21 protein-coding genes are annotated in these 19,863 nt (G+C 47.1%); 7 read left to right on the top strand and 14 right to left on the bottom strand.

What is annotated here, in order from left to right; translation table 11 throughout:
- Positions 1-6 precede the first annotated feature (6 nt).
- The gene (locus ACYVF1_RS06105) at positions 7-2,430 is read right to left on the bottom strand and encodes a TonB-dependent receptor (RefSeq protein ID WP_461076633.1); all 2,424 of its coding nucleotides are present in this window, start codon (positions 2,428-2,430) and stop codon (positions 7-9) included.
- A 120-nt stretch (positions 2,431-2,550) separates the two neighbouring features.
- Entirely contained in the window at positions 2,551-2,916 is a 366-nt protein-coding gene (locus ACYVF1_RS06100) for a hypothetical protein (RefSeq protein ID WP_461076631.1), read from the bottom strand.
- A 329-nt stretch (positions 2,917-3,245) separates the two neighbouring features.
- Between ACYVF1_RS06100 and ACYVF1_RS06095 the strand changes: the two genes are divergently transcribed.
- Complete coding sequence (locus ACYVF1_RS06095) at positions 3,246-3,422, top strand: hypothetical protein (protein ID WP_461076629.1); 177 nt, start codon at positions 3,246-3,248, stop codon at positions 3,420-3,422.
- A gap of 83 nt (positions 3,423-3,505) precedes the next feature.
- On the opposite strand, the gene ACYVF1_RS06090 is transcribed toward ACYVF1_RS06095, so the two are convergent.
- The 5 genes from ACYVF1_RS06090 to ACYVF1_RS06070 all read right to left on the bottom strand — a co-directional run bounded on the left by ACYVF1_RS06090 (position 3,506) and on the right by ACYVF1_RS06070 (position 9,543).
- The gene (locus ACYVF1_RS06090) at positions 3,506-4,237 is read right to left on the bottom strand and encodes an RluA family pseudouridine synthase (RefSeq protein ID WP_461076627.1); all 732 of its coding nucleotides are present in this window, start codon (positions 4,235-4,237) and stop codon (positions 3,506-3,508) included.
- Positions 4,238-4,335: 98 nt separating this feature from the next.
- Positions 4,336-5,154, bottom strand: coding sequence for a 3-methyl-2-oxobutanoate hydroxymethyltransferase (gene panB, locus ACYVF1_RS06085; protein WP_461076625.1), 819 nt, complete (start codon positions 5,152-5,154; stop codon positions 4,336-4,338).
- A gap of 156 nt (positions 5,155-5,310) precedes the next feature.
- Complete coding sequence (locus ACYVF1_RS06080; RefSeq protein WP_461077827.1) at positions 5,311-6,663, bottom strand: murein hydrolase activator EnvC family protein; 1,353 nt, start codon at positions 6,661-6,663, stop codon at positions 5,311-5,313.
- A gap of 177 nt (positions 6,664-6,840) precedes the next feature.
- A complete protein-coding gene (locus ACYVF1_RS06075; protein ID WP_461076623.1) occupies positions 6,841-7,713 on the bottom strand; it encodes a DUF4292 domain-containing protein in 873 nt (290 codons plus the stop codon).
- A 54-nt stretch (positions 7,714-7,767) separates the two neighbouring features.
- Positions 7,768-9,543 (bottom strand): tetratricopeptide repeat protein, encoded by a 1,776-nt coding sequence (locus ACYVF1_RS06070; protein WP_461076621.1) that lies wholly within the window; start codon positions 9,541-9,543, stop codon positions 7,768-7,770.
- A 355-nt stretch (positions 9,544-9,898) separates the two neighbouring features.
- Between ACYVF1_RS06070 and ACYVF1_RS06065 the strand changes: the two genes are divergently transcribed.
- The gene (locus tag ACYVF1_RS06065) at positions 9,899-10,312 is read left to right on the top strand and encodes an Ohr family peroxiredoxin (protein WP_461076619.1); all 414 of its coding nucleotides are present in this window, start codon (positions 9,899-9,901) and stop codon (positions 10,310-10,312) included.
- 82 nt (positions 10,313-10,394) lie between these two features.
- On the opposite strand, the gene ACYVF1_RS06060 is transcribed toward ACYVF1_RS06065, so the two are convergent.
- Complete coding sequence (locus ACYVF1_RS06060) at positions 10,395-10,694, bottom strand: Dabb family protein (protein ID WP_461076617.1); 300 nt, start codon at positions 10,692-10,694, stop codon at positions 10,395-10,397.
- 29 nt (positions 10,695-10,723) lie between these two features.
- Complete coding sequence (locus tag ACYVF1_RS06055) at positions 10,724-11,446, bottom strand: RluA family pseudouridine synthase (RefSeq protein WP_461076615.1); 723 nt, start codon at positions 11,444-11,446, stop codon at positions 10,724-10,726.
- On the opposite strand from ACYVF1_RS06055, the gene ACYVF1_RS06050 reads away from it, so the two are divergent.
- A complete protein-coding gene (locus tag ACYVF1_RS06050; RefSeq protein WP_461076613.1) occupies positions 11,445-11,567 on the top strand; it encodes a hypothetical protein in 123 nt (40 codons plus the stop codon). The two genes, ACYVF1_RS06055 and ACYVF1_RS06050, sit on opposite strands and share 2 nt — an antisense overlap.
- A gap of 72 nt (positions 11,568-11,639) precedes the next feature.
- Here the strand turns inward: ACYVF1_RS06050 and rpmB are convergent, their stop codons facing one another.
- Together rpmB and ACYVF1_RS06040 are read right to left on the bottom strand one after the other, a co-directional pair.
- The gene (gene rpmB, locus ACYVF1_RS06045) at positions 11,640-11,879 is read right to left on the bottom strand and encodes a 50S ribosomal protein L28 (protein ID WP_461076611.1); all 240 of its coding nucleotides are present in this window, start codon (positions 11,877-11,879) and stop codon (positions 11,640-11,642) included.
- A gap of 60 nt (positions 11,880-11,939) precedes the next feature.
- Positions 11,940-12,110: a DUF5522 domain-containing protein gene (locus ACYVF1_RS06040; RefSeq protein WP_461076609.1), complete on the bottom strand. Its 171-nt coding sequence runs from the start codon at positions 12,108-12,110 to the stop codon at positions 11,940-11,942.
- Positions 12,111-12,218: 108 nt separating this feature from the next.
- On the opposite strand from ACYVF1_RS06040, the gene rocD reads away from it, so the two are divergent.
- Positions 12,219-13,472, top strand: a complete 1,254-nt coding sequence (gene rocD, locus ACYVF1_RS06035) for an ornithine--oxo-acid transaminase (protein WP_461076607.1) — start codon at positions 12,219-12,221, stop codon at positions 13,470-13,472.
- 84 nt (positions 13,473-13,556) lie between these two features.
- On the opposite strand, the gene ACYVF1_RS06030 is transcribed toward rocD, so the two are convergent.
- The 3 genes from ACYVF1_RS06030 to ACYVF1_RS06020 form a co-directional block, all read right to left on the bottom strand.
- Positions 13,557-14,615, bottom strand: a complete 1,059-nt coding sequence (locus tag ACYVF1_RS06030) for a M48 family metalloprotease (RefSeq protein WP_461076605.1) — start codon at positions 14,613-14,615, stop codon at positions 13,557-13,559.
- Between the two features lie 145 nt (positions 14,616-14,760).
- Entirely contained in the window at positions 14,761-15,303 is a 543-nt protein-coding gene (gene folK / locus ACYVF1_RS06025) for a 2-amino-4-hydroxy-6-hydroxymethyldihydropteridine diphosphokinase (protein ID WP_461077825.1), read from the bottom strand.
- Positions 15,304-15,385: 82 nt separating this feature from the next.
- Complete coding sequence (locus ACYVF1_RS06020; protein ID WP_461076603.1) at positions 15,386-16,390, bottom strand: formylglycine-generating enzyme family protein; 1,005 nt, start codon at positions 16,388-16,390, stop codon at positions 15,386-15,388.
- Between the two features lie 117 nt (positions 16,391-16,507).
- Here ACYVF1_RS06020 and ACYVF1_RS06015 point away from each other — a divergent pair, with 117 nt between their 5' ends.
- From ACYVF1_RS06015 to ACYVF1_RS06005, 3 genes are all read left to right on the top strand, one after another.
- Entirely contained in the window at positions 16,508-18,403 is a 1,896-nt protein-coding gene (locus ACYVF1_RS06015; protein ID WP_461076601.1) for an ABC-F family ATP-binding cassette domain-containing protein, read from the top strand.
- Positions 18,404-18,520: 117 nt separating this feature from the next.
- Positions 18,521-19,165 carry a DedA family protein gene (locus tag ACYVF1_RS06010; RefSeq protein WP_461076599.1) on the top strand — a complete coding sequence of 215 codons (645 nt, stop codon included), beginning with the start codon at positions 18,521-18,523 and terminating at the stop codon, positions 19,163-19,165.
- Positions 19,166-19,248: 83 nt separating this feature from the next.
- The gene (locus ACYVF1_RS06005; RefSeq protein ID WP_461076597.1) at positions 19,249-19,845 is read left to right on the top strand and encodes an NAD(P)H-dependent oxidoreductase; all 597 of its coding nucleotides are present in this window, start codon (positions 19,249-19,251) and stop codon (positions 19,843-19,845) included.
- Positions 19,846-19,863: the final 18 nt, after the last annotated feature.

Genomic DNA, 19,863 nt, shown 5'->3' with positions numbered 1-19,863 from the left:
GACTTTTTATTTATTCCCAAATGGCACTACTATTTTCAAACTGGCGTTACGTCCCATGTTGAAAACGCCGGTACGTCCAGTCGCCTGATTGACGCCGAAGTATTTAAGCCGATTCTGATGGCTCTGGTAGGCAACATCAAACATGTTTTGCATCGTCAGATAAATGGATACCAGAGTTCGGCCTTTACCGCTGACGATGTCGCTTCCAGCTCCAATATTCACAAGCGTGTAGCCCGGGGTTTCCGTTTCGGTTCCGTAAGCCAGCAACGCTTCGTTCTGCCGCCAGTTGTTTTCCATTTCCAGCAAAACATACATATTCCGCCAGTGATTGCCTGCTTCGGCTTTCGTGAGTTTTAACTGACTAATTATGCGGGGTGGCGGCAAAAAAGGCAGATACCGCGCTGAATCACTTTTGGCCGACAGATTTCGGGAACGTACCAAGGAGTAACTTGTGGTGAAATGAAACCAGCGAGCCGAACGCGGATTAACACTCAATTGCGCTTCGCCCCCGAATAAAACAGCGTTCCCCTGTGCGTAGCGATACGTTAAAATTGGTCGTGCCGGATCAACAATTGAATCGCGTCCAAAACGGTCGAGTACTTTTTCGGAATATGTATAATTATTAATTCGATTCTGAAATAAACTGGCCGTTATCGATACGTCGGGCGATTCATAATTAATGCCTAAATCGGCCTGAAACGATGTTTCTGACTGCAAGTTCGGGCTTCCGATTTCATACCGAAACGTACCGGCGTGTTCGCCATTAGCCGATAATTCCGACGTAGCAGGTGCCCGGAAGCCTCTGCCCAGATTAGCCTTTATGATCCATCGTTTTGATACTGAATACGTAGCGCCGAAACTAGCCGTTGGGTTCGAATACGTTTTATCCAGACCACCGAAGCGCGTTTGCCCGCCTGCCACCGGATTTTCGCTGAATACGCCATCAGCGCTGGCATAAAGCTTATTGATCCGCATCCGTCGAATATCCATCCGAAGTCCGCCGTTGACTGTCAGCCGATCGGTTTTCTTCTGCGCAAACAGAAACAGCCCATTATCCAGCGACTGATACCCCGGGTACAGTACGTCTAGGCCCAGATTCTGATTGTACTGCGAAAGGCCATTGCCCCCAATCGTGAAATCCCAGCCTTTACTACCACTTAGGTAATATTTAAGGTCATAAAATACGTTCTGCAAGTAGAAATAAAGCGCAGGCTGGCCAGGCGTCAACGTACTGGCGAACTCCTGACGCCGGTTCTGGCTATAACTAATAATTGCCGCCAGATTTCCACGGCCTAACTTTACAAACGAATTCCAGGAAAACTTCAGATGGTTCAAATTCTGGTAGTTAGCCGGATCAATAGTTCGTCCACGTAACATAGCATCAGAAACGGGAGCCAGTGCTTCAGAGTCTCGCGATATACGAACCAGTTCCTGAAAACGGCCCGTACGGTCGCGTTCGCCCGTTACGATGTTGATATCCTGATGCCAGTTTGATATATAAAATTGTGAATATCCCCACGAACGGGTAATACCAACGGTTCCATTCAGATCAAATTCACGATAGGCTGATCCGTAAACTCGTCCATCATATTGGTTCTGATAATTACCGGCGCTCTTGGAGCTGATTCGCACCCGTGCAAATAAGCCGCTTCGGTCTGTCCCCTCCGCCATAACCGACCCACCAATCATGCCGTTGTTAGTCTGATAATTGGTCAAGACCTGTCCACGAAACACACCTATTTCGGGAGGACGCGCCGAAATCAGGCTCATGACGCCACCCAGTCCGTCAGAACCGTACAACAAACTGCCGGAGCCTTTAATAATTTCGTAACGGTCGATGCTGTATTCATCGATTTGCAGGGCATGCTCTTCACCCCACTGGTTATCTTCCTGACGAACACCATCGTGGACCGTAATAACCCGGTTGAAACCCAATCCACGAATAACCGGCTTCGATAAACCAACTCCCGTCGTGATCTGCGACATCCCGGGCAGTTTACCAACCGCATCGACCAGATTAGTAGAGCTGTTTTGAAGCCACTGGATTTTGTTGTACGTCATTATGGGTACCGGACTGTCTTTCACAGTGGAGCCAGTTGTGAGGCCAGTCACTACAACTTCCTGAAGTTGAGCGGCATCGGGCTCGAGTGAAAAATCAGCGGTGGTGGTTCCGCTGAGGAGCCGAACGGTACGGAGCTGGTTTTTATAACCTAAAAATCGAATGTCAATTTTATGCGAACCTGCCGGCAAATCGGGTACTCGATACTGACCGAGTGTATCGGTCCCGGTACCTTTTTGCAGAGCAGGAAAATAAATTGTTGCCCCAATTATGGGTTGTTGAGTAGTTTTATCGATAACCTTGCCAACTAATGTAGCTTGCGCAGATACCAGATACGGCACCAGCATAAAAATGAGGAGTAGTCGAAACATGAAGCGAGAAGTAGCGTTTAAGAAAAACTAGTACGTTGCTCATGCCCGAAATGCCATACCTATCCATGCCTAAGACAAGGCATTGAGACAGAGCATTTCAACCATGAAAACAGAGATTAACTAAACGCACGGGGGCCCGCGATGCTGAAATGCCGTATGAGCGGATTGAAAAAGAACCGGTCGGAACGTTTCGGCGCTCACTCGCACCAGAATAATAACGGCGGCTAATAATACTAAGCCAACTACAGCCGGATTGGTATAAAATGAATTGGTAAAACCATCCAGCCAGATGAGTTCGTCGCGGGTGTGGGCGTGTTTAGGAAACTGCGTCCCCGGTGATGATTTGTAGGGGTGCGCGTGAGTGATTATTGTTCCGTCGGCCAATCGGTGTGCATGCCGGAACACAACACCATTGACCAGTACGGCAACGTACAGGCCAAGTAGAAAGCGGGCGATCCCAAACCGATAATTTGCTAGACGAAACACGCCAATAGTAAGCTCTTATTTTACAAAAGTACGAATCAACGTAGATATTCTCTTTTTATTTTGTAGAATCAACAAATGAATTATATGCTTTGGCATTAAAATTGAACTTTGAAAAATTCGAACAGAAGGTTATGGTAGTGACAACAATTTTACTTATTTTAATGTCTGTAAAAAAGAATCTTTTAATTAACTTTTTAAGTGCACCTTGATTTTGTATTAATACAAGGTTAACTTTGATTTTAATTGAAAAGGAGTCCATTGACAGCGGTGGATAAGTTGTTATCTCTCCCTATCCGTACACTTAACTACAACATTTTAGTCCTGAGCCAATGAGAAACGTTAGACTTTACATGATTTTTCAATGGGTCGTTTTCCTTCCCATTATTTTGCCGCTCTGCCTTATTTATGGCGCGATACGGGGAGCAATGCAGATGGCAGAACGTGTGATGGACCAGCTCGTAGCCGACGTCGTTCCGAACGGTAAACCCCATCCTACCGTAGACTGACAAAGCCATGACAATCCAAAAATAAGCCGCACCTGTACGTTCTAAAACCAGGTGCGGCTTATTTTTTAGGCAGTTATACCAACCTATTCGTACAGGTTATCAATATCCTTGTCCTTATACGTTTCTGGTTCCAGCTCCAGGAACTCCTCCCAGAATGGATCATTGGGTAGCCCTGCCCGACATATAATCGGCTCCTTTTTTACTGGATGGACAAAGTAAAGTCGGCGGGCGTGCAGGTAGATTTTTTTATCAGCTACTGCCCTATCGTATCCGTATTTAACATCGCCACGTATTGGGCAACCCATGTGCGCCAGCTGCGATCGAATCTGGTGCGGACGACCGGTAATAGGATTCACCTCCAGCAGATAATGCTCATTGATTTTCCCTAGCACCCGATACGTCAATTCGGCCTTCTGTGAGCCCGGTACCTCATAATCATAGACCGTAACCTGGTTTTTCTGCTCATCTTTCACCAGCCAGTTGACCAACTTATCAGCATCCGTAGACGGCTTCTGTCGAACTACGGCCCAATACGTCTTCTGAACCTGCCGTTTCCGGAAGATTTCGTTCATCCGCTCCAGCGCCTTCGATGTTCGGGCAAATACCACCAGGCCACTTACAGGACGGTCGAGTCGGTGCACTAATCCAAGAAAAACCTCACCGGGTTTATTGTATTTTTCTTTGATATATCCCTTCAATACGTCCAGCAACGTAACGTCACCGGTGCGATCTCCCTGCACCAGAATGCCGGGCTCCTTATTAACAATCAGCAGGTGATTATCTTCGTAAACGACCTGAAATGGTTTTCTTTTCATTATTCTTTTTCTGACAAAAGATGAAAAATGCATGAGGGGAGACGGTGTCTGTTAAATTGATACGTCTTACCTCTCCTATCTTTTCTCATTCTTCTAACTCAATAGGCTTCTTTCTCGTTCGGAAACGTATTGGCTTTCACATCATCAACGTAGTGAGCAATGGCTTCCGTCATGACTTTATGCAATTCAGCGTATCGACGAAGAAAACGCGGCTTAAATTCGTTGTTAATGCCCAGCAAGTCGTGAAAAACCAGAATCTGCCCATCAGCGTCGGGCCCTGCGCCAATGCCAATGGTCGGAATACGGAGCTTTTGAGAAACATTTTTCGTTAGTGCAGCCGGAATTTTTTCGAGTACAAGGCCAAAGCAACCCAACGATTCCAGCATCTGGGCATCTTCCATTAATTTCTCAGCTTCGGCCTCTTCTTTGGCCCGTACGGCATACGTACCAAATTTATAGATCGACTGAGGAGTTAGTCCCAAATGCCCCATCACAGGAACGCCTGCACTCAACACACGTATTACTGATTCTTTAATTTCCAGACCTCCCTCCATTTTCACCGCGTGCGCACCCGATTCTTTCATGATCCGAATGGCAGAACGTAGCGCTTCCGACGAATTTCCCTGATACGATCCAAACGGCAAATCGACTACAACCAGCGCCCGCTTTACCGCTCGTACTACTGAACTAGCGTGATAAATCATCTGATCCAACGTAATAGGCAGCGTCGTTTCATGGCCGGCCATTACGTTCGAAGCCGAATCTCCAACCAGAATCACCTCTACACCAGCCGTATCGACTACGCGCGCCATTGAGTAATCGTAGGCAGTCAGCGCTGAAATTTTCTCGCCTTTATTTTTTAATTCCTGAATAGTATGCGTCGTAACGCGCTTGATATCGGGATTATGAACAGACATTGTGGGCAGTTGTACGGTTGTGAAGTTGCAAAGGTATAGAGTTATAAAGTTGTAGGGTTATAAAGTTATAAAGTTGCAAAGTTGCGCATCTGCGCCGGAGCACTGCGCCCACAAACTTTATAACCTTATAACCCTACAACTCTATAACTGGCTAGTCTACCTTGGAATGAGCCAGGTTTCGGGATTAAGCTTGGTGAACTCTTTCCAGATCTGAAACTGGATTTCGGAAACACCGTTTTTGTCGGTGGCTACTATACCAATGGCCTCACGGGCTTTTACTTTCTGGCCAATCTGAACTGATACACTCTTCAATTTAGCGTAAACAGTAAAATAATCGCCGTGCTGAATGGCTACTACGTTATTCATACCCGGCATACTCGTTACGTCCTGCACGATACCATCATATACTGAGCGAACGCCCTCGCCCGCATTGGTCTGAATATCAACTCCTTGATTTTCAACATAGATACCTTTTAAAACAGGATGCGCTTTACGTCCAAAATGATCGGAGATAAAACCCTTTGTAACAGGCCAGGGCAAGCGTGTCCGCGATGCCGTGAATGACGACGCTAGGGCAGATTCTTCGTCATTAAGGTTATTGTTACGTCGTTCGTCGGGTCTCTTTGCCGCCGTTTCTGTTTCGGCAGCTTTATCAATACTTTCAACTTTTGCTACGTCGGCGGGGGCCGGTTTTTCGCCGGCTTTTGCAGCCGCAGCAATGGCGTCTTCTGCTTTTTTACGTTCGGCAGCTTTACGGGCCGCTTCGAGTTTTGCCAGTCGTTCGCGTTCAGCACGCTCCCGGGCTTCCCGTTCGGCGCGTTCTTTTGCTTCACGAGCAATGATGCGCGTAATCATGGCTTCAAGACGATTTACTGCCCGACGACTCTCTGCCAACTCAGTAGCCAATTCAGTTTCTTTCTGGCTCAACTCCTTGACAACCGCATTTTTCTCATTCTTCAACGACTCCAGCTTCTTGCTTTCATCCAGTTTGGTAACCAGCGTACTACGTTGCTGCTGACGCTTACGTTGTGTAGCTTGTTGTTTGCCATCAAGCATGGTTCGCACGTTGTTCATCTGGCGAACTTGACTTTGCCGGGCGTCGGAGTATTGCCGCAGATACCGATAGCGAGCAACCAACTGATTAAAATTATCGGCCGCGAACAAAAAACCCAGCGGATTGATTTGCTGACGTCGTTTGTCAGCCGCATAAATCATAGAGGCATATTCGCTCTTCAGCTTATTCAGATCTTTGGTGAGCGCTTCGCTGGCCTGGCGGAGTTCGTAAATTTCGGTTTCTGTCAGGCGAATGTCCTTGTTCAATAAGCCAATCTGATTCGACTGAGCCTGAATCTGTTGGTTCAGCGCTTTTAATTGACCAATACCAACTTGTTTCTCCGACGTTGTTTGTTTCAGAATAGTGTTTATCTGGGTCATGCGTTCCAGATTTTGCCTTTTTTCTTTTTCAAGCGCCTGACGGTTACGCAAGGTTTGCGTCTGTTGCTGAGCCATAACCGAGCCCGACAGCCAGCTTAGACCTAACCCAATCAGCAGAATAAGAAACCGGCACATAAACCAGAAAGAAGACCGAAAAAGAAAACGCATACGTACTGAAACAAAAACAAATTACGGATTACATAGTGTGTTTTACGAATTTACTAACGTAGTAAAGCAGACTTGACCACGAAATTAAGGCCGACGTTTATAACTGGCCGGAATCGTGAACGGAAATCCCGGATTTTTATCGGCCAGTTCCACTTTACTATGCTTGATACGTAACAAAGTCTGATAAAATTGTCCATCTGCTTTCGACTGATAATCAAGTGTTACCAAACTTGTGTATGGAAACAGGAAATTATTCAGCGATGCGAAATCGTCGTAATCCAGCCGAAGCGTGTTTTTGGTCGGCTGTTCGGTAACCATCAGTTTTTTCAGTTTTCGATCCTGTTCACCAATGTAGTTTTCAACCAGCACTTTGCCTTCACTCTGCCGCAGAAGCAGGTAATCACGTTCGTTTTTGATTTTCTGAGCTGGTCGCTTTGGGAGCGGCAAGTTTCCGACAATAAGTGCCTGTAGCAACTGAAAATTCATGTCAAAATTGAACTGTTTGCTCAAAGTCGGGAAATCATAAACCGAGTATTCCCGGTGAATTTTATCGATAATCGTAATGGAATCGCGGGTTATCAATCCCCGAACTGCTTCGAGACCGAGCTTCGAAATGGAGACCCAAATCAGGCTGTCCTTCCGGACACGAATGGTAATGTTGGCGTTATCGATGTCCTGCGTAGGACTTTTGAAAGAGATTTTCGATTTAGCTGTCAGGTAACTAAAATCAATTTCTGCTACGTTAGTACGGGCCTCTTCAATACCAGGGCGGGCAGGTCGCGAAGCAGCGGTTGTATCCTTGGCAGGTGTTGTCGTCGGACTGACAGCAACCTTAGCCGTATCGGGCGACGTAGCAGGAGTAGTTGAGGAAGTAGTACGTGATAGGCGGTGTCGTCGGCACCCTTCGGCAGTGACGAATACGCTCAATAGCAGCGTAAACAGGACGTATTTATTCATTTAGGGGTAGTTTCAGTTCCTAGCGACGGTGTTGGCCAAAAGCTAGTAACTGTTTTACAACTTGCCAGTAGCAATTTTTTTGTCCAACTCCGAACTGCCTCCGCCTTTCGTCTTTGCCTGCTTCCACTGCTCCAGGGCTTTATCTTGTTGTCCGAGTTGGTAAAGTACATCACCGTAATGTTCAATGATTGTTCCGCTCAGATTAGCCGGATTGGCCATCGCTTTTTCCAGATACTGACGGGCTTTTGCATAATCTTTTGCTACGTAGAGTACCCATGCATACGTATCCAGATACGTAGCGTTGGTTGGATTACGCTCGACCAGTTTCTGAGCCAGTTGCTGTGCACGTTGAAGATTTTCTTTCCGCAACGACAGGAAATAACTGTAGTTGTTCAATACGTGATCGTTCAGCGGGTCTACTTTTAAAACGGCCTCGTAGGCTTCGTCGGATTTGGCGTACTGACCCAAGCCGTTGTAAGCATCGCCTAACTGAGCATTAATTCCTTTTTTTAACTCTGAATTATCCGTAGCCGCTAGCAGCTTCTGGCTCTCTTCGAGCGCATCGACAGCCTGCTGGTATTTCCGCTTATACAGATTGGCCGAACCATTTGAATACCAGAACATACCCTGCGTCGGAAATACCTCAAGCGCCTGTTCCGAATGCACCAGCAAACTATCGACCTGATTCAACTCTCCATCCAACTGTAGCAAAGCGCCCCAGACTTCAAACACTGATCCGTCTAGCCGGGCAGCTTTGGCATACGTATCACGGGCTTCGGCTTTTTTTCCCTGCTGAACCAATAGATCGGCCAGCATAACCTGTGATTTAGGATCGTTTGGCGATGATTTTGCCAATTGCTGCGCCATACCCAGAGCATCTTGCTGAGCAGCAGGGTTTTCGCTGGTGAGGCCAACGTAACTGGATAGAATCCGCGCCTTCAGACCAGCCTCCAGATTCGGATTTGACAGTACTTGATCAAGTTCCTTTTTCACGCGGGCCATGTCGCCCTTTTTTCGGTAGATATCGGCAAGTAATACGTGAGCCTGTGGCAGGTCAGTATTTAGTTTAAGGGCCTTGTCAATCCAGCTAATAGCCTGATCAGACCGGTCGTTGGCGATGAGCAACTCGGCCCCTTCGAGCAGGTAATCCGGTTCGCCGGGTTCCGAGGCAACTAATCGTTCAGCCTCTTCAATTGCTTTATCTATCTTATTCTGTTTGAGATAAATACGTTGTTTTTGACGAGTAATTTCTTCGTTCGTACCCAGTTCACGCTCTACCAGATTATAGGCGGCAAGCGCCTGATCCGGCTTTTCGTCAAACAGGTAAATAGCCGCCAGTTCAACGCCATATTCAGCATTTTCGGGGCCTTTCTTCAGAATAGCTTCGTAAAGAGTTTCAGCTTCAGCGTACCGTTTTTGCTTTACGTATAATTCGGCCAGCAGCAACGAATAATATTTGTTATCGGTGCTTAGGTTATGTGCCTTAACAGCGTGAGAAATGGCGTCGTTGATTTTACCACTTTTAACCAGCGCATTCGCCAGTGAATAATGAGCTGCCGCATTCGACGGATCTTTCTGGAGTAATTTTTCAAACTGCGCAACCGCCTTAGCCGGTTCGTCGGTCATCAAATAGCGTATACCCTCCGTAAACTGCGTTTCAGCTTCAATACGTACCGTCGTGGTCGAGCCAGCCTTTGCCAATGCTGTATCAGCCTTAACGGGTCGGCGCTGGGCCAATGCAGGCAAGAGACAAACCCACAAAATCAGCCCAAAGCTGCTTAGGCTTCCTAGCAGGCATCGTTTGCCATGTTGAGTGTATAACGTATTCATGCTCATTAGTATACAGAGAGACTTATTTTACAAAACGTGCTCTGTCGCGTTCTATTGCAGCTTTCATCCAGGGAATCACCTTAAACAAAGGTAGTTCAAAATGATGGAAAGATTTATATACGCTAAATACCTTAGCTAGTGGAATAAAACACTATCCGAGGCAATTTCATCAGTCATCTAATTATTGCCTGTATGCTACGTAATTCCATCAAATACCTTGCCTGTTACGTAGCATTGGTAACGTAGTAATGGGTAAGAAATCTCAAAATGCTACGTAGTGCACATAACTTTTCGGACACGCTCTGGTTTATCGGTTATCATTACGCATAAAGCGTAAGTACTTAAAATCAAATTCATGGAAACTTTGTATACAGCCACCGTCAGCAACATTGGTGGACGTGAGGGCGATGTAAAATCGCTGGATGGCATTCTGGAGTTAGACGTTAAACGTCCAATAGAGATGCACGGCGAAGGGGGAGCCGCCAACCCTGAGATGCTCTTTGCGGCCGCCTACAGTTCATGTTACAATGGTGCACTGATGGCCGTAGCCGAACGCCGGAAAGTTGTATTACCCGAACACGCTGTTGAAGTCAGTATTTCGCTTAATAAAGACGGAAACAATATGTTTTTGTCGGGAAAAATAACCGTAAAAGCCCCACACATGGACCATGACCAGCTTCAGCAACTCGCCGAAACTGCCCATGCAGTATGCCCTTATTCAAAAGCCGTAAAGGGCAATATGGATATGAAAATTGAAGTGCTTGTATAACGTAGTATAGGGGTAAGGGTATTGGGTATCGAATAATGACTAATAGCTTGTTTACCCAATGCCCTTACCCCTATGCTACTTGTTAACTCACCGCATCGTACACCTGTACGCGGGTCCAGAGGTGGGCGCAGGTATCAACGAATTTCAGGTGAATGGGATGTTCCTGATACGTATCATGCGCAGTTTTGTCGGCGAAAACAAAAGTTATCGAGAAATCGTAGGAATGGTCGATAACGGGCCGACGAGTGTCAGCGGGCGTACCAACGTAAGCGGCCGAAATGTCGGTTATTTCTTTGAGTGACTCGATTCCCGTACGCAACGCATCACGATCAGTCTGGCTTTCGGGATGTTTCAGCCAGAAAAAAACAGTATGAACAAACATGAGAAAGATGAGAAGTTTACTACAAACTTCTAATTATTTTTCTCCAACTGCTTCACCAGAACGTTAAAATCTTTTGGGTACGGTGCTTCGAATGTCTGTTCTTCGCCATCGAGCAGGGTAAATGTGAGCGAATGCGCATGGAGCGCAACTCGCTGAATTAAAGGCAATTCCTCTGTCCCCTGCTTCAGATTGAATTTCCGTTTTATATCGGACAAAAAAACAGGTTTTCCGCCATACGTTTCATCATTGACAATAGGCGCTTTAAGGCACATCAAGTGAACCCGAATCTGGTGCATACGCCCCGTAATAGGCAGACATTCTACCAGCGTAGTAGTTCGAAACGCCTGCAACGTATTGAAAATCGTCTCCGCTACTTTTCCCTTTTCCCGGTCAATACGTACCGCTGTGCCATCTTTTATGGGTGAAATAGGTAGGTACACTGAAATACCATCGAAATCATGTACCCCATTCGTAACGGCATGATAGCGCTTGGTCACCTCGCGGTGTTCGAACTGCATGGCTAGACTCCGATATGCCTCCGGATTCTTAGCTATTGCCAGAATACCCGAAGTTTCTTTATCGAGCCTATGACCTAATTGAGCATCAGGCCAATACGCTTTCGCCATCCGCACAATGCTCTGCCCGCCACGGTCAGTCGTCCGTTCATCGAGCGACGCTACGTGAGGTGGCTTATTGATGATTATATAATCCTCATTCTCAAAAAGAATAAGGTCTTCAAAACTCAGTTTCATGGGCGATGAGTCGTTAATTGATAAGCCCCGACAGGCTCCGGCTGTCGGAGTCGCTTACGCGACTAACTACAATTCATCCGGCGATTCCGACAGCCGGAGCCTGTCGGGGCCTATTAATTAACGGCTATCGACCATAAACGAAAAGCCCCCTCCTGATCGGAAGAGGCTCACAGACAATATCTTCTCAAAAAGACTATATAGCCAACGTACCGCGCTCGTAAGCTTTGCGTAACGTAGCTTCCAGCCCGTTTTTATTGATGGTTTTAATGGCCGACGTAGCCACTCTTAGCGTAACCCATTCGCCAGTTGATTCAACGAAGAACCGCTTCTTTTGCAGGTTCGGGTAAAATTTACGCTTGGTTTTATTGTTAGCGTGAGAAACATTGTTTCCCGAGCGTGTGCGCTTTCCTGTTATTTGACAAACTCTGGCCATTACCGTACTCGTTTTCCGTATGAGGGCGCAAAATTGGCTAAATAATTCATAATCTGCAAGTCATTTCTCCTTTTTTTTGAATCCATAGGGACAATGTCGACATCCGTTCTGGCAGCAATAGCCCCGTTTAAGGTGGTATGTTGCTGTAAATACAACGTATCCTTCAGGCGTGTAATAATAATCGTCGTCGGCTAAGTCAGGGATTTTTTTCTTCGGCGAATGCGCTGGCATTGGTTTTGGGGGTCTCTGGAAGAAACCGTATTTTTGAGAAACGGGCATCTGCGTACGGAAGTTTCAGTAACGTAGTACTGCATCAACGAACACATAACCACATACACCATGATACACGAACCAACACTATCTGTCGCATCGGCTGAAAAGGCTATGCAGTTAGAATGGCAATATGGCGCTCACAATTACCATCCTGTTCCGGTGGTGCTGACGCGGGGCGAAGGCGTTTTTGTGTGGGATGTTGAGCAGAATCGCTATTTCGATTTCTTATCAGCCTATAGCGCAGTAAGTCAGGGACATTGTCATCCACGGATCATCAATGCCCTTATTCGACAGGCGCAGCAGTTGACATTAACATCCCGCGCTTTTTACAACGATAAGACGGGGCTTTGCGAAAAATACCTCTGCGATTATTTCGGTTACGAAAAAGCCATTATGATGAATTCTGGTGCCGAAGCAGGCGAAACCTCGCTCAAACTTACCCGGAAATGGGCCTATAAAGTCAAAGGCATTCCGCAAAATCAGGCTAAAACTGTATACGCTTCCGGCAATTTCTGGGGACGTACCATAGCCGCTATTTCGTCGTCAACCGACCCTAGCAGCACCAATGATTTCGGGCCGCTGCTGCCGGGTTATATTGTCATTCCTTATAATGACCTGAATGCGCTGGAAGATACGTTCAAAAGCGACCCAAACATTGCTGGTTTCATGGTTGAACCGATTCAGGGCGAAGCGGGCGTAGTCGTTCCCGATGAAGGTTATTTGCGAGGTGTACGTGATTTATGCACGAAATACAATGTATTGTTCATTGCCGACGAAGTGCAAACCGGTATCGGACGTACCGGCAAACGTATCGCCTGCGACCATGAGGACGTAAAACCAGATTTACTAGTGCTAGGCAAGGCGCTTTCGGGCGGTACGATGCCCGTATCTGCAGTTCTGACGTCTGATGAAGTAATGCTGACAATCAAACCCGGCGAGCACGGCAGTACGTATGGCGGTAATCCGCTGGCCTGCGCCGTCACGATGGAAGCCCTTCAGGTGGTCGAGGATGAAAAACTAGCCGAGAACGCAGCTGCAATGGGCGACATCTTCCGATCGCGTATGATGGCGTTGAGTAATCAAACTGACCTAGTTAAATCTATTCGGGGGAAAGGTCTGCTAAATGCTGTTGTAATTGCCGAGCGTCCGGACTTTGGGAAAGAAACAGCCTGGGAAATCTGTATGAAGTTAAAAGCCAACGGCTTGCTGGCCCGCCCGACCCATGGCGACAAAATTCGCTTTGCGCCCCCGCTGGTCATTACCGAAGCGCAGATTCACGAAGCCTGCGACATCATCGAGAAAACAATCCTGGAGTTTTAGAACTAACGTAGCAAACTGACATAACCAATAAAAACAACGTAGCGAACGTAACACAGTTGAAATGTTACGTTCGCTACGTTGTTTTTATTGAACTGGCTGCCCGTTTTTAAACGTAGCGGCTATTCGGTCACCATCGGCGAAGTAATACGTTCCTTTGCCGTTGGGCATATTATTCTTGAACCATCCAACGTATTTATCACCATTTCGGTAGTAATAAGCGCCGTAATCCCAGCGCAGGTTATCCCGAAAATTGCCCTTGTATTTTACTTTCCCGTCGGCGTAATACTCGACACCTTCGCCGTGTTTGTCGCCTTCCTCAAACTCGCCAACGTAGCGTTCCTGCGTTGGATACACAAACGTGCCCGATCCGTCCTGACAATCGCCCGAGATACACCCAACCGTAGCACGTTTCGGGGCAGACGGAGCAACGACAGAACGAGCTGCCATAACTGGAGCGCTGGACGTAGCAATCGGTTTGGGAGCCATGGCCGTTGGCGCTTTCACAACTACCCGACTCTTCGGGTACATGGCCTCAGCTTCCAGCCAGCCTTTTCGAATGGCTTCAACACGGGCCGGTTTGGCGGGGTGTGTCAACGTAGCATGTTCATCGCCAAGGGCTCTCACCGCAACCGACGCTTCATCGAGCGAAGCGCCTAACTGGTGTAGTACAAAACCAGAAAATTTATCGGCTTCGATTTCTTTCTGAGGTTGCCCACCCTTCCCATCAATCGTATGTCCTTGCAAATGGTGACCAATTTCGTGCGCCATAATACTGATAGCTGCCCAGTCGGTTTCAGTATCCTGATCAATCTGGGCCATAAATGCGCCATCATACACAATAAAGCGCTGACCTTTCAGCACCGTTGCGAAGCAGTTATCGGTATTTGAACACTCGATAACTTTAAAGTTTCGCATCAGCCCGATAGGTCTTAATATTCGGTCGACAACTCGTTCGGCGTGACCGTTGGAGGCTGTTTTAGGCGAACAAATCACCTCTGGCCCGACTTTGCCACCGGTATAACTACAAATAAAAGCGCCCGAACCAAATGGGAGCGCCGGAGCATTGTTCTGAGCCTGTAACGACTCATGAAAAAAAGTTGTGATGAAAAAAAGAGGGAGAGAAAGCGCCACTCGCACATGCATAACCAAAGAGGGTTAATCGTACAACACGGCTGAATAACGAATAAGAACCGGCAAGGATTGTACTGGAAAGCGATTGAGACAGGAAAAATGGGTAATTAAGAATGAAGAACAGGTGGGAAGCGTAGGAGGTTATATTCATTATTCACTATCTATTCTGCATTACCCATTGACTCACGTCTCCCTCGTCCGGGCATTCAGCCAGCAAGTCAAGAGTGGTTTTTTGAAGAATGGGATGCACAAAATCCGGCGCTACGTCGGCCAGAGGAACCAGCGTAAACCGGCGTTGATGAAGGTAAGGATGCGGCAATGTTAGCGTAAAGCTCTGCCAAACAAGGTGATCGTAGTAGAGTATATCAACATCAATCACCCGCGCGCCCCACTTTTCTTTTCTGACTCGTCCTAATTCCTCTTCAATCGCCTGAGTTTGTTTTAATAAATCTTCTGGCTCAAGTGCCGTTTCAACACGTATCACCTGATTCAGAAAAGCAGGTTGATCAGCCACTCCCCAAGGCGCCGTTTCATAGAGCGGAGACTGCAACGTAACAGCACCTACGTATTGTCCAATCAAACCAACCGCTCGTTGCAACGTAGCAACCCGATCGCCTAGGTTTGACCCGAGAAGGAGGAAAACATTTAAAGAGTGAAAGAGCGAAAGAGTGCCGCAACGGATGTTGAAAGAGCGATCCATTGGGGTAACATCTTCCCCATTACGTTCTTTCGCTCTTTCAACATCCGTTGCGGCACTCTTTCGCTCTTTCACTCTTTCACAATTAATAATCCTTGATTACTTTGATGTCGTAGTACGCTTTGATTTCCTCCTCAGACGGCGTCTTGGCAGGACGTACCAGTCGGAAACCAACAAACGAAGCCGACGTTAGCCACCAGTCTGATTTTGGGCTTTGTGGATCGAGCACTTTCCACGCAGGGTCTGAGGGCGTACGGGCCGCCGAACGTAGCACTTCTGGCGCATCGTCCCAGGAACCACCGCGAACGCTATTCGGATATAACGTAGTGGTTGGCGCAAAGGGTTCTTTGGCTTTTCCGCTGGCTACCTGCTGATAATAATCTTCGATGTACTGGTCTTTCGTCCATTCCATAACGTTGCCGTGCATATCGTAGAGACCAAATGGATTCGGTTTTTTAGTACCTATTTTTTTATAGCCCCCATCGCTATTCCCGTTAAATACAGCGTATTCGCCCAGTTTGCTCGCATCAGCCCCGAACGAATACGGCGTGGTCGTGTTGGCCCGGCAAGCATATTCCCATTCCGCTTCGGTCGGTAATCGAAAGAATACACCCGTTTTGGCATATAACCACGCGCAGAACTTAATGGCAGCATACTGAGTCATGTTGATGGCCGGATAGCCCGCCCGCCCCATTCCAAATGACATATCGACGTAGGGCGGACTAGGGCGCGTAGTAGCATCCGTCTTGGCCAGATTAGCGTCCTGCTGGGCATACTTGGCTGCCATTTCTTTCTCCATCGTCGTGAAAGCGAACAGGTCGTAGAGATCCCATGTAACCTCATATTTGCCCATGTAGAACGGCTCAATCATTACGTTATGCTGCGGTCCTTCATCAGGTTTCCGGCCTTTTTCGAAGTTGGGACTACCCATCATGAATTTCCCACCCGGAATGGCGACCATCGCATACGTCTGGTTGCTACCCGGCACTACCTGCGTATAAGATTTAAAATCAGAAGTGGTTTGCGCCTGGGTTATATATGTAGTGCCAACAAGAAAGCTAGCGGCAAACAGGAGACGTTTTAAGAGCATTGTTGGTTATAGAATTAGGGAATCCATCTTGAATCGCAAAAGTACGAACGATTGTCTTTGTTTTACCTTTGCACTGCAAACCTTAGGTTTTACACTGCATAGGTTTTTTTTAAGTTTATGAATTATCTCTCAGCCGAAAATTTAACTAAGTCCTACGGCGACCGCGTTCTCTTCAAAAATCTGACCTTTGGCGTGAACCGGGGCGATAAAGTTGCCATCGTTGGTGCCAATGGTTCAGGAAAAACAACCCTGCTGTCGATTCTGGCGGGGGCCATGCCACCTGATTCGGGGATTGTCAGCCAGCGTAAGGATATCAGCGTAGGCTACCTCGACCAGCAGCCCGATCTCAACAATACCCTGACGGTCATGGAAGTAGTGCTGGCGGGTGAAAGTGCCCAACTCGATGCAGTACGCGCCTACGAACACGCCCTCGTCAACGACGACCCGGCCGCCCTAGAACGCGCCATGGCCGATATGGAAAAGTACGAAGCCTGGGATTATGAGTCGCAAATCCGGCAGATGCTGGGCGAATTGGGCATTCAGGACGTAACGCAGCCCGTTCATTTGCTGTCGGGTGGTCAGCGGAAGCGGGTGGCGATGGCGCGGGTACTGATCCAGAATCCAGATTTGCTTATTCTCGATGAGCCAACCAACCACCTCGATCTGGAAGCCATCGAGTACCTCGAAAACTACCTGAATACCAATAATGGTACGTTGCTGATGGTATCGCACGACCGTTATTTTCTGGATCGGGTCTGCAATCAGATCGCCGAGTTAGACGAAGGGCAGCTTTACACGTACAAAGGCAATTACGCGTATTTTCTGGAAAAGAAAGACGAGCGTGAAGCGGCCGCAGCCTCTGAACTGACCAAAGACAGAAACACCTTTCGACGCGAACTGGAGTGGATGCGTCGGCAGCCGAAAGCGCGGGGTACCAAAGCGCAGTATCGAATCGATGCGTTTGATGAACTGAAAGATAAAGTAGGCGGCAAACGTAGCGATGGCGAACTTGACCTGAATCTGCGCATGACCCGCCTGGGCAGTAAAATTCTGGAAGTCGAGAACCTCAGTAAACGCTTCGGCGACAAGGTATTACTCGACCATTTTAATTACACCTTCAAACGGCCTGACCGAGTTGGCCTGATCGGCAAAAATGGCATGGGTAAAACCACGCTGATGAACATGCTCACCGGTCTGCTACGTCCCGATTCAGGCAAAATTACGACCGGCGGTACGGTAAAATTTGGCTATTACACCCAAACCGAACTCGATTTACCCGAAAACCAGCGGGTTATCGACGTAGTGCAGGACGTAGCAGAAGTGATGAAATTGGCCAACGGCGATACGATTACAGCCACCCAACTGCTGAGTCGTTTTCTGTTCAATCGGCAGAAACAATATGATTACGTATCAAAACTGAGCGGGGGCGAAAAACGTAGGTTGCAATTACTGCTGGTGCTGGTGCAAAATCCGAATTTTCTAATTCTGGACGAGCCGACTAACGATTTAGACATTACGACGCTAAACGTACTGGAAGAGTTTTTGCTCAACTTTTCAGGCTGCGTTCTCATTGTAACCCACGACCGCTATTTCATGGATCGGCTCGTTGAGCACGTATTTGTCCTGGAGGGCGCGGGTAAAGTGCGCGATTTTCCGGGTAACTATACCGACTACCGGATTTGGCGAGATGCGCAGCCGAAAAACGTATCATCACAAAATGATAAACCAGCAACGGCCCCGGCGAAGAACCAATCGGCGCCTGTTGTAGTTTCATCCGCAACAAGCCCGGCTGCGGGTGCCAAGAAAAAGCTGTCATTCAAGGAAATACGCGAATACGAAACCCTTGAAAAAGAAATTGAATCGCTGGAGCAACGGAAAGCCGAAGTTGTCGGTCTACTGAATACTGGCGGGCACCACGAGCAGCTGACGGCCTGGGCAAAGGAAATCGAACAGATCGACCAAAGTATCGCCGAAAAATCGGACCGCTGGCTGGAGTTGGCGGAATATATTTAGAGAGCGAAAGAAGGAAATCGGACCGCCGAAGCGGAGCGAAAGAGTGAACAATAGATATCAAAGTTAATCTATCCACCCTTTCGCTCTTTCATTCTTTCGCTCTTGCACTCTTTGACTATGGATCAGATTTTTGAATTTTTCCGGTACCTGTTGAACTCCGAAGAAATCATTCGGACGGGCGGATTGGTGCTTATTACGTTGATTATTTTCGTAGAAAATGGTCTGTTCTTTGGCTTTTTCCTGCCCGGCGATTACCTCTTGTTTTTATCAGGTGTTTTTGCCGGGACCAAACTGTTGAACGTACCACTTTGGCTGTTGCTTATCTGCATTTTTGGTGCGGCCGTGCTGGGTTCGCTCACAGGTTACGTAACGGGCTACTACTTCGGCGGGAAAATTAAGGACCGACCTGATTCTCTGTTCTTTAAACAAAAATACATTGAGAATACGCGGGCAGCTTTTCTTCGGTACGGCAACAGTGCGCTGATTGTTGCCCGTTTTCTTCCGGTTGTCCGCACGTTTGCTCCGTTACTAGCTGGTCTTATTCACATGCCCTTCCCTTATTTCATGCTCTACAACGTAATTGGAGGCTCTATCTGGGTCATTACGTTGGTGGGAGGTGGTTTTTATTTTGGCGAGAAGTTTCCGTGGATTATCAACTACGTCCACTGGATTATCATTTTCTTTCTGGCTGTCACTACGTTTACCGTCGTGAAAGGCTACCTGAATGCCCGAAAGGAAAGGCAGGCGGAAGAAGTGCAGTAGCTTTTACTAAAAATTTCGCGTTACGTACTGATTGCTTGCCAGTTAGTAATTATCCTTTCGCCGTAGCTATAAAATAGTCGCCGATGAATATTCTCATTATTTACAGTCATCCTAGTAAAAAGTCATACAGGGCACAGGTTCTGGAAGAATTAACTCACCATTTGACAGAACAGAATTGGAACGTTGAAATTTCGGATCTCTACGCAATGAATTTTCGCAGCGATATGACTGAGGAAGAATTTGAAAGAGAGGGGTATGCAAATTTAAATTTACCTGTCCCAGAAGACGTTTTAGCTGAACACAAAAAAATAGAAAAAGCAGACTGTATTATTTTTATTTATCCTGTTTGGTGGAGTGATTGTCCAGCAAAATTAAAAGGATGGTTTGACCGAGTTTATTCCGTTGGTTACGCATACGGATATAAGCCAGAATCTGCCAGAATGAAAACCATAAACTATGGCTTAGTAGTCTGTACAGCAGGCCATCCCAACGACGTTTTAAAAGAAATAAACATAGCTCAAAGCATGGAAACTGTCATGCTGAATGATCGATTAGGTAAGCGATTTCTGCATAAAGAAATGCTAATTTTAGGAGGCTCTCTGGAGTTAGAAAAAGTCAGACAAGTACATAGCGAAGAAATTAAAGAGATTACAAAAAAGATAAAAAATTATTGCGCTTAAAGCTTAATAGATAATACG

The sequence above is a fragment of the Spirosoma flavus genome (genome assembly GCF_054778555.1).
This window is presented reverse-complemented; position numbering and strand designations above follow the sequence as displayed.

What these genes read in the sequence shown, in the direction of transcription:
- ACYVF1_RS06040 (WP_461076609.1), bottom strand. Translation starts at nt 12,110, where the DNA reads ATGCCAGCGCATTCGCCGAAGAAAAAAATCCCTGACTTAGCCGACGAC.
- ACYVF1_RS06020 (WP_461076603.1), bottom strand. Translation starts at nt 16,390, where the DNA reads ATGCTCTTAAAACGTCTCCTGTTTGCCGCTAGCTTTCTTGTTGGCACT.
- ACYVF1_RS06095 (WP_461076629.1), top strand. Translation starts at nt 3,246, where the DNA reads ATGAGAAACGTTAGACTTTACATGATTTTTCAATGGGTCGTTTTCCTT.
- ACYVF1_RS06080 (WP_461077827.1), bottom strand. Translation starts at nt 6,663, where the DNA reads ATGGCTCAGCAACAGACGCAAACCTTGCGTAACCGTCAGGCGCTTGAA.
- ACYVF1_RS06010 (WP_461076599.1), top strand. Translation starts at nt 18,521, where the DNA reads ATGGATCAGATTTTTGAATTTTTCCGGTACCTGTTGAACTCCGAAGAA.
- ACYVF1_RS06060 (WP_461076617.1), bottom strand. Translation starts at nt 10,694, where the DNA reads ATGTTTGTTCATACTGTTTTTTTCTGGCTGAAACATCCCGAAAGCCAG.
- ACYVF1_RS06055 (WP_461076615.1), bottom strand. Translation starts at nt 11,446, where the DNA reads ATGAAACTGAGTTTTGAAGACCTTATTCTTTTTGAGAATGAGGATTAT.
- rocD (WP_461076607.1), top strand. Translation starts at nt 12,219, where the DNA reads ATGATACACGAACCAACACTATCTGTCGCATCGGCTGAAAAGGCTATG.
- ACYVF1_RS06070 (WP_461076621.1), bottom strand. Translation starts at nt 9,543, where the DNA reads ATGAATACGTTATACACTCAACATGGCAAACGATGCCTGCTAGGAAGC.
- rpmB (WP_461076611.1), bottom strand. Translation starts at nt 11,879, where the DNA reads ATGGCCAGAGTTTGTCAAATAACAGGAAAGCGCACACGCTCGGGAAAC.
- ACYVF1_RS06075 (WP_461076623.1), bottom strand. Translation starts at nt 7,713, where the DNA reads ATGAATAAATACGTCCTGTTTACGCTGCTATTGAGCGTATTCGTCACT.
- ACYVF1_RS06105 (WP_461076633.1), bottom strand. Translation starts at nt 2,430, where the DNA reads ATGTTTCGACTACTCCTCATTTTTATGCTGGTGCCGTATCTGGTATCT.
- ACYVF1_RS06015 (WP_461076601.1), top strand. Translation starts at nt 16,508, where the DNA reads ATGAATTATCTCTCAGCCGAAAATTTAACTAAGTCCTACGGCGACCGC.
- ACYVF1_RS06005 (WP_461076597.1), top strand. Translation starts at nt 19,249, where the DNA reads ATGAATATTCTCATTATTTACAGTCATCCTAGTAAAAAGTCATACAGG.
- ACYVF1_RS06050 (WP_461076613.1), top strand. Translation starts at nt 11,445, where the DNA reads ATGGGCGATGAGTCGTTAATTGATAAGCCCCGACAGGCTCCGGCTGTC.
- ACYVF1_RS06030 (WP_461076605.1), bottom strand. Translation starts at nt 14,615, where the DNA reads ATGCATGTGCGAGTGGCGCTTTCTCTCCCTCTTTTTTTCATCACAACT.
- ACYVF1_RS06090 (WP_461076627.1), bottom strand. Translation starts at nt 4,237, where the DNA reads ATGAAAAGAAAACCATTTCAGGTCGTTTACGAAGATAATCACCTGCTG.
- ACYVF1_RS06065 (WP_461076619.1), top strand. Translation starts at nt 9,899, where the DNA reads ATGGAAACTTTGTATACAGCCACCGTCAGCAACATTGGTGGACGTGAG.
- panB (WP_461076625.1), bottom strand. Translation starts at nt 5,154, where the DNA reads ATGTCTGTTCATAATCCCGATATCAAGCGCGTTACGACGCATACTATT.
- folK (WP_461077825.1), bottom strand. Translation starts at nt 15,303, where the DNA reads ATGGATCGCTCTTTCAACATCCGTTGCGGCACTCTTTCGCTCTTTCAC.